Origin of the sequence: Streptomyces sp. GESEQ-4 (genome assembly GCF_017948455.1) — a bacterium.
GTDB lineage: Bacteria > Actinomycetota > Actinomycetes > Streptomycetales > Streptomycetaceae > Streptomyces.
Genome location: NZ_JAFFSU010000055.1, coordinates 1 through 7,029 on the forward strand (window position 1 = coordinate 1; position 7,029 = coordinate 7,029).

Consider the following 7,029-nt stretch of genomic DNA (forward strand, 5'->3'; position numbering starts at 1 on the left):
GCCCAATGCCGTGACTCTGTTGGTGATCTTTAGTGGTCAGATGATCGTGAATTCTGCTGCGGTGCAGAGAGTCTGAAAGCGAGATGCGCGGCGGGTCGATGAGGTGGTGTCGTGCCAGTTGGCGAGGCGGCTGAGGTTGCAGGCCATGGCGGTCAAGACGTGTTGCACGTGAGTGCGGGTCAGACCTCGATAGCGGCTTCTGCGCAGGCCGTGAGCTCGTACGTTCTGAGAGAGGGTGGACTCGATTCCGGCGCGGATCGCGTACCGGCGTTGCCAGTGTTCGGTCTGTTGGTCGAGCCGATTGCGCATCTGGATCTCGTGCAGTGCCTGCGGCAGGACTGCGATGGAGCGGGAGCCTGTGGCCGAGGAGGTGCACCGGGCACGGTCTGGGCAGGGCCGGCAGTCTCTCTCGGCGAACCGGGCCTGAAGATAGGTGTGGCCGGAGATATGCAGCTCGGTCCAGGACACACTCGTCGCACCTCGCGGGCAGATCGCCTGCTCGTTGCCCCAGTCAATGGCGAAGGCCGTCTTGTCGAAGCCCGAATCTGCTTTGGCCTGGCGGCTGTTGTCCGCAAGAACCGGGCCGAGCAGCGTGATGCCGTGCACGCGCTGAGCCCGCTCGATCTGCGCGGGTGAAAGGTAAGCGGTGTCCACGACGTGCTCGGCCGGAGCCAGGCGACGAGTGGCGAGGTCGTCGTGGATCTTCTCGGTCAACTGCCCGTCCTGGACGGGAGCAATGGTGGTGGCCACATGCGTCACGAGGTGCGGCAGATCCTGATCACACGACTCGGTGACATGAACCCGGTATCCGCTCCACTGGACATCGCGTTTGACGCAGTAGTGCGCGTCCGTGTCATACGGGGAGTCGAACCGCAGCGAGGCCGGCGGCAGAGCCGTGCCCTCCCGCCAGCGCAACTGCCCGTCACGATCCCAGTAGTACTGATGGACCCAGACCCGCCGCAGGATCTCCACCTGGCGCAGCATCCGCAGACGGTCTGGGGCGTCGGCCGCCCAGACCGCGGTGAGGAGTTTCTGCCCGTCCCGGCCGAACTCCTCGGCACGCTCGCGCACCGCTACCTTGCCGCCCGCAACTTTCCCGATCTCGACCTTCCGGCCGTACCGCTTGGCCCACTCCGGATCGATCAGCGGCACCAGCCAGTCCGGATCGGCCTCGGCAATCTCCTCCAGCGCAGCCCGCACGCTCTCACCCGCCAGCTCCAGCCGGCTCAACCGCCGCACCGCCGCCAGGACATGAGTGGCATCAGTACGCTGCCGGCCCCGCCCCTTGAGCAGCCCGGCCGCCACCAAGCGGTCCAGCATCAACTGCAGCAGCTGATCCGCCCGGCTGCCCTCGGCCAGCCGGGCCCGGAACTCACTGAGTACCGAGTGGTCGAAGCCCGGATCGTCCAGTTCAAGGCCAAGTCCGTACTTCCAGTCGATCCTCGTGCGCACCGCATCCGCCGCCGCCCGGTCCGAGAGGTTCTCCGCGAACTGCAGGACCGACACCAGCGCCAACTGCCCCGGCGAGAAGCCCGGTCGGCCATCGGACGGATACAGATGAGTGAAGTCCTCGTCGGCGAACACCACATCCAGCCGGTCCCTCATCAGCATCACCGGCGTCCCCTTCGGACACGCCGCCCATGCCGTGCGGACCGTCATTGGAGGAATCCGCTGGAAACTTGCCGGACGCATCGACACCGTCCACCGCCCCAAAACCGAGGCCGCCCCGCCTCCGACCAGCCAACCACCACCAGCGTCCGCCGTCACCACCCCGTCAAGATCACCAACAGAGTCACGGCATTGCAGCTAGGCCGTGTCTGACAAATGATCTCTGCGAAGCTTCGGTGTCCGAGGCCGAAGGAGGGGTCATGGGGATTGAGCTGGAACTGCACTCTGGGCGACCAACACAAAAGGGGTCGTCCCGGGACACCTTGCTGCGGGGTTCTTACGAGCACGGTGAAGCGTTGTCGAGGGTGCTGAGCACCCTCGACCGGCATGGCTCGGGCAAACTCGGCTGGGTGGATCCGTACGATGACACGTTGTTCAACGAACAGGAAGCTCAAGTCGCCTGCCAGGAAGCCGTCGCCCTGGCACAGGGGTGTACGGACGACCAGCAGAAGGCGGCTCTGCTGGACCTTGCCGAGCTCCTTGAAGTGTGTGCGTCGACGCCAGGCAGCTACTTGTGGTTCATGGGTGACTAGCCATACCTGATCATTGCTCTTGTGGTTGGCCGGGGTGAGTACGACATCCCGCACTCCGGGCAGCTGGCCGTCAGGCTGGCCTGCACCGCCCCGGTCCTCACCCGCGCACGCCGCATCCGCCGCCAGTGCCACGACCGACACGCCGAAGAACAGAACACCGCCGTCGCCTTCACCGAAGGCATCAGCGGACCACCGCACCCACGGCACACCGCGGACCGGCATCATCGTCCGTGACGGAAACCAGCCGCAGCCTGGGACCTCCGTCCCTGCCCATGCCGTCACGGTAGCCCGACACCACGGTCCGGAGCAGACCTCGCTCCGGACCGTGGTGTCGGGCTGGTTGAGGCGTCAGCAATTGCCCGACACGTCGGCCCAGGAGGTAGACCGGGCCCAGAAGTTGAGCTTGCCCCAGGTGTTCGGTCCGACAATTCCGTCGATGGTGATGTCCGAGCAGTCCTGAAGTTTCCGCACGGCCGAACGGGTGGCGGAGCCGAAGTAGCCGTCCACCGTCAGGGTCGTGTTGCGCAGCGAATAGTTCAGCTCGCACTGCACCTGCTTGACGGCCCGCTTGTAGGTGTCGGGGTCGTACGACAGGGTCGGCTCGTTGCTGGTGTGCGTGCAGCGGTTGGGGATGATGGCTGCGGAGGCCGAGGGAGCGGTCGCCATGGAGGCGCCCGCGGCTATAGCTCCGGCGACGAGCAGCGATGCCGCCCCACGTGCGATTCTTCGGGTGGGGGTGCTGGGTGAAGCCGACATGAATTCCCCTCTGATCTGAGTCATTGCGGTGTTTTGCGATTGGGGCCGTGTATCCACGGGCTATGTGAACCGGAGCGGTTCGCATAGCCCGCTTCTCCGTCAGGACAGCCGCTGGGGGCGTCCTGGATCGAGTTCATCGGGCTGGGGGTTGTTGCACAGCCGTGTCCCGGGCGTGAAACAAAGCAGGTCACAGGCTTGGGTTGGCGAGATGGTGTCTTTCGCGGTGGTGGGGCGGGTGTTGGGATGAGACGCGGCTGCTGGTCACGGGTCGCGGCACGGGGAGGGAAGCGTTATGGGGCGTCCGGAGGCGGACCTCGATCCGGGGCTGGGGCCGGTTCAGCGGTTTGCGTTCGAGTTGCGCAAGCTGCGTCAGGAAGCGGGCGGCATCACCTACCGGCAGATGGCCCGGCGAGTGGAGGTCTCGGTGTCCACCCTGTCGAGAGCGGCCAAAGGGGAGCAACTGCCCTCCCTGCCGGTGGCCTTGGCCTATGTGCAGGCGTGCGGCGGCGATGCGGAGGAGTGGGAGCAGCGCTGGCGCGAGGCAGTCACAGAGCAGGACCGGGCGGCTGATGTGGTGGCGGACGAGACCGTTGCTTCCCCCTACCGTGGCCTGACCCGGTTCGACGTGGGAGATGCGGAGCTCTTCTTCGGCCGCGACGAGATGACCGACGTACTGGTCCGCGCGGTGACGAGCACCGCGTGTTCGCGGTCTTCGGACCGTCCGGCAGCGGCAAGTCATCCCTGCTGCGGGCGGGGCTGATTCCCCGCCTGCGCAGCCTCGACGGACCCGACCGGCCGGCGGCGGTACGGATCCTCACCCCGGGCGAGCATCCGCTGCGCACCCACGACACCGTGTGCGTACCAGCCCCGGGTGAGGGGGATTACCTGGCTGGTGGTGGACCAGTTCGAGGAGGTCTTCACCCTCTGCCGCGACCCCGCAGAGCGGGCCGGCTTCCTGGCCCGCCTGCTGGCCGCCGCCGAGCCCGCAAGCCGGCTGCGTGTCGTCCTTGGCGTACGCGCCGACTTCTACGGACGCTGCGCCGAGCACCGCGAGCTCGCTGACACCCTGGCCGAGGCCAACCTGCTGGTGGGACCCATGAGCCCGGCCGAGCTCCGCGAGACCGTCGTCAGGCCCGCGCAGTCGGCCGGACTGATCGTCGAACGCGAGCTGACCGCCCGCCTCGTGGAGGAGGCCGGCGGCGAGCCGGGCGGGCTGCCGCTGCTCTCGCACGTGCTGCTGGAGACCTGGCGCCGCCGCCGTGGCAAGACCATGACCCTGACCGGCTACGAGGCCGCCGGGGGCTTGGACGGGGCGGTCGCCAAGACCGCCGAGGGCCTGTACGACACATTCACTGAAGGCCAGGCGGCTGCGGCCCGCCGGGTGCTGCTGCGGCTGGTCGCCCCCGGTGACGGTACCCCCGACACCCGCCGGCCCGCCGAAAGGGGAGAGCTGCAAGACGCTGGCCGGCAGGAGACTGGCCAGGTGTTGGAAGCCCTCGCCCGGGCACGCCTGCTCACCCTGGATGACGCCAGCGTCGAGATTGCCCACGAGGCTCTGCTGAGCGCGTGGCCGCGGCTGCGCGGGTGGATCGAAGAAGACCGTGACCGCCTGCGCGCCCACCGGCAACTGACCGAGGCGGCGCGCGCCTGGGAGGAACTGGGCTGCGATGCGGGGGCTCTGTACCGGGGCAGCAGGCTTGTCACCGCCCAAGAACACTTCGGCGACGCAGCCCCAGGGGATCTCACCGCCTTGGAGCATGCTTTCCTCAGCGCCAGCGCCACTGCACGTGACCAGGAGGAACAGGCAACGGCCCGCACCACCCGCCGCCTACGCTGGCTGAGAACGGGCCTGCCCCTGGTAGTGGTACTTGCCTCTCTCGCGGGCGCGATCGCCTGGCAGCAGAGTCGGTTCAGTGATCAGCGGCTCGCCGACGCCACGTCCCGTCGTGTCGCGGCTGCCGCTGAGGCCATGCGCTATGCCGACCCGCTGACGGCCATGCGGCTGAGCGTCGCGGCATGGCGCATCAGCCCGACCTTGGAGGCCAAAGCCGCGCTCATGGGTTCGCTGACCCAACGCGAGCAGGACGTTTTCACCGGCCCCGGTGTACAGGGAGAGGACATGCGACGCCTCAGCCCCGACGGCCGCACCCTGATGACGCCCAGCGACGGCCAGGTGCTCATGTGGGACGTGGATCGCCGGCAACGCACCCGCACCATCCCGCTCGGGCAGGACGTCTCCCCATACGATCTTTCCGCAGACGGCAGGTACCTGCTGGCGGCCGCAGGTGACACGGTGCAGTGGCAGGACACGGTCTCGGGCCGGACCACCAGCCTGCCATTGGACTTCAATGACACCTACGCGCGGTTCACCGCGAACGATCACATCCTCAAGGTGGTGGACGAACGCTCGGTCGGCCTGTGGGACCTGCGACAACAGCGCATGGTGTTCCAACGCCGGAGCCACTACCCCGAGCGCGCCGTTCTCGACGCCAGCGGCAGGTTCATGGCGTGGTGCACGACATCCGGTGCCCTGGAGATATGGGATATCCAGACACCCCGCCAGGTATGGGTCTTGCGTTCGGACACCGTCTCCCGGCTGGCCTGCGTCCGCAACGACAACGACAACACCGACGCCGGGCGGGTTCTCCTCGACTCGCGGCGGCGGATGCTGATGGTTGTCACCGGCGCAGGGCTACGGATGTGGAACTGGGACTCGGACAAAGAAGTCCCGCCCGTTGCGGACGTCACGTCGGGGCATGCCATTCTCAGCCGGGACGGTCAATTCCTCGTCGCGGTGGACGACAACACGATCCGTGTGTGGAGAACCGCATACCCCGACGCACCGGTGTACCGATATCCGCTGAACGGCCGGAGCATTGGGGATGTGCAACTGGATCCAGAACGCAAGGCGATTCGGTACATCGAGGTACAGCCCGCATCAGCCGCCCTCGTGCGCAGCATCTATCTGGGGCAGGCACTGGACCCGAAGTGGCACCATGCCCAACAGCATGCTGCCGCACCGGAAACCAGGTTAGGCGGCGCGGTCCTGACCGCTACGGCCCCCGGGCCCCCAGGCAGTGACCGCATGGCAACCGGCGACGAGGACGGCCGGGTGACCGTATGGGACCGGGCACTCAAACGACGACTGAGCATCTTCACCGGAACCGCCACAGGCAGCGCAGGAAGCAAGGAACCCGAAGCCGTGACCGAACTGACGTACTCACCCGACGGCCAGTTCCTTGCCATCGGCGGCAGCGCCGGCACGGTGAGGCTTTGGGACGCCTCATCCAACCGGCCACTGGGATCCAGCTTCCTCACAGCGGGAGACGGCATCGAGTCCCTCACCTTTGCGCCCGACGGGGCCACACTCACCGTCGACGGCGGACACACCCCGCCACGCACCTACCCCATCGCCCCGGAACTCGCCTTCAAGACCATCTGCACTCGCGCGCAGGGCGGCGTGCCCCCAGCGGACTGGACATCACTCATCCGCGAAATTCCCTACCGGAAAACCTGCTGACCAAGCACCACTTGCCGCCCGACCAGCCACCGCACGCCGCATGCCCAGAATGAGCTTTGAGGACGGCTTCGGCGCCGGTCAGGCCCCAGCGGGCGCCGGTGATGTCGAGGCGGTCGCCGATCAGGTGGCGGCAGGCGCCCTCGATCGCGCCGGTGGCGATCGGCCAGCCCGCCGCCAGGGCGGAGTCGTAGCCGAGCTGGTCGAGGTGGCCGGTCGGGGGACAGCTCTGTCCGCGGTGGCCGTGACCAGCACAAGTCCAGTAATAGCGCGTGGCTGGAATGACGCTCCCTACCAGTCGGCGCCTCCGCCTGGAGCGCGCAGCGGCGTGAGCAGTACGCCAACGACCTCGGCGACGAACGCGCACTGGTTGCGGTTACCGCACGGTCCAACCGGCAGAAGGCCGACCAGGACCCCGCCACATGGCTTCCCGACGCCCGGGCCGTCTGCCGCTACGTCGCCGACTGGACCGTAATCAAACTCCGCTGGTCACTGGTCGTCGATGCCACCGAGCAGCACACCCTGACCGGCCTCGCCGCCGACTGCCCCAACACA

The 7,029-nt window shown here is 67.5% G+C and carries 5 protein-coding genes and 1 pseudogene; 4 read left to right on the forward strand and 2 right to left on the reverse strand.

The window, feature by feature from the left end; translation table 11 throughout:
• Positions 1-36: 36 nt before the first annotated feature.
• A complete protein-coding gene (locus tag KCH48_RS41600; protein WP_246886758.1) occupies positions 37-1,659 on the reverse strand; it encodes an IS1182 family transposase in 1,623 nt (540 codons plus the stop codon).
• Between the two features lie 209 nt (positions 1,660-1,868).
• Between KCH48_RS41600 and KCH48_RS41605 the strand changes: the two genes are divergently transcribed.
• Together KCH48_RS41605 and KCH48_RS41610 are read left to right on the forward strand one after the other, a co-directional pair.
• Positions 1,869-2,201 (forward strand): hypothetical protein, encoded by a 333-nt coding sequence (locus KCH48_RS41605; RefSeq protein WP_210582842.1) that lies wholly within the window; start codon positions 1,869-1,871, stop codon positions 2,199-2,201.
• A 21-nt stretch (positions 2,202-2,222) separates the two neighbouring features.
• Positions 2,223-2,435 carry a hypothetical protein gene (locus KCH48_RS41610; RefSeq protein ID WP_210582843.1) on the forward strand — a complete coding sequence of 71 codons (213 nt, stop codon included), beginning with the start codon at positions 2,223-2,225 and terminating at the stop codon, positions 2,433-2,435.
• A gap of 114 nt (positions 2,436-2,549) precedes the next feature.
• On the opposite strand, the gene KCH48_RS41615 is transcribed toward KCH48_RS41610, so the two are convergent.
• Positions 2,550-2,957 carry a peptidoglycan-binding protein gene (locus KCH48_RS41615; protein ID WP_210582844.1) on the reverse strand — a complete coding sequence of 136 codons (408 nt, stop codon included), beginning with the start codon at positions 2,955-2,957 and terminating at the stop codon, positions 2,550-2,552.
• A 292-nt stretch (positions 2,958-3,249) separates the two neighbouring features.
• On the opposite strand from KCH48_RS41615, the pseudogene KCH48_RS43340 reads away from it, so the two are divergent.
• Together KCH48_RS43340 and KCH48_RS41620 are read left to right on the forward strand one after the other, a co-directional pair.
• Positions 3,250-3,752: pseudogene (locus KCH48_RS43340) on the forward strand (helix-turn-helix domain-containing protein); the annotation flags it as partial.
• Positions 3,753-3,849: 97 nt separating this feature from the next.
• Positions 3,850-6,477 (forward strand): WD40 repeat domain-containing protein, encoded by a 2,628-nt coding sequence (locus tag KCH48_RS41620; protein WP_374104758.1) that lies wholly within the window; start codon positions 3,850-3,852, stop codon positions 6,475-6,477.
• The last annotated feature ends 552 nt before the right edge of the window (positions 6,478-7,029 follow it).

Coding starts and splice junctions, on each gene's coding strand:
- KCH48_RS41600 (WP_246886758.1), bottom strand. CDS start 1,659: ATGACGGTCCGCACGGCATGGGCGGCGTGTCCGAAGGGGACGCCGGTG.
- KCH48_RS41605 (WP_210582842.1), top strand. CDS start 1,869: ATGGGGATTGAGCTGGAACTGCACTCTGGGCGACCAACACAAAAGGGG.
- KCH48_RS41615 (WP_210582844.1), bottom strand. CDS start 2,957: ATGTCGGCTTCACCCAGCACCCCCACCCGAAGAATCGCACGTGGGGCG.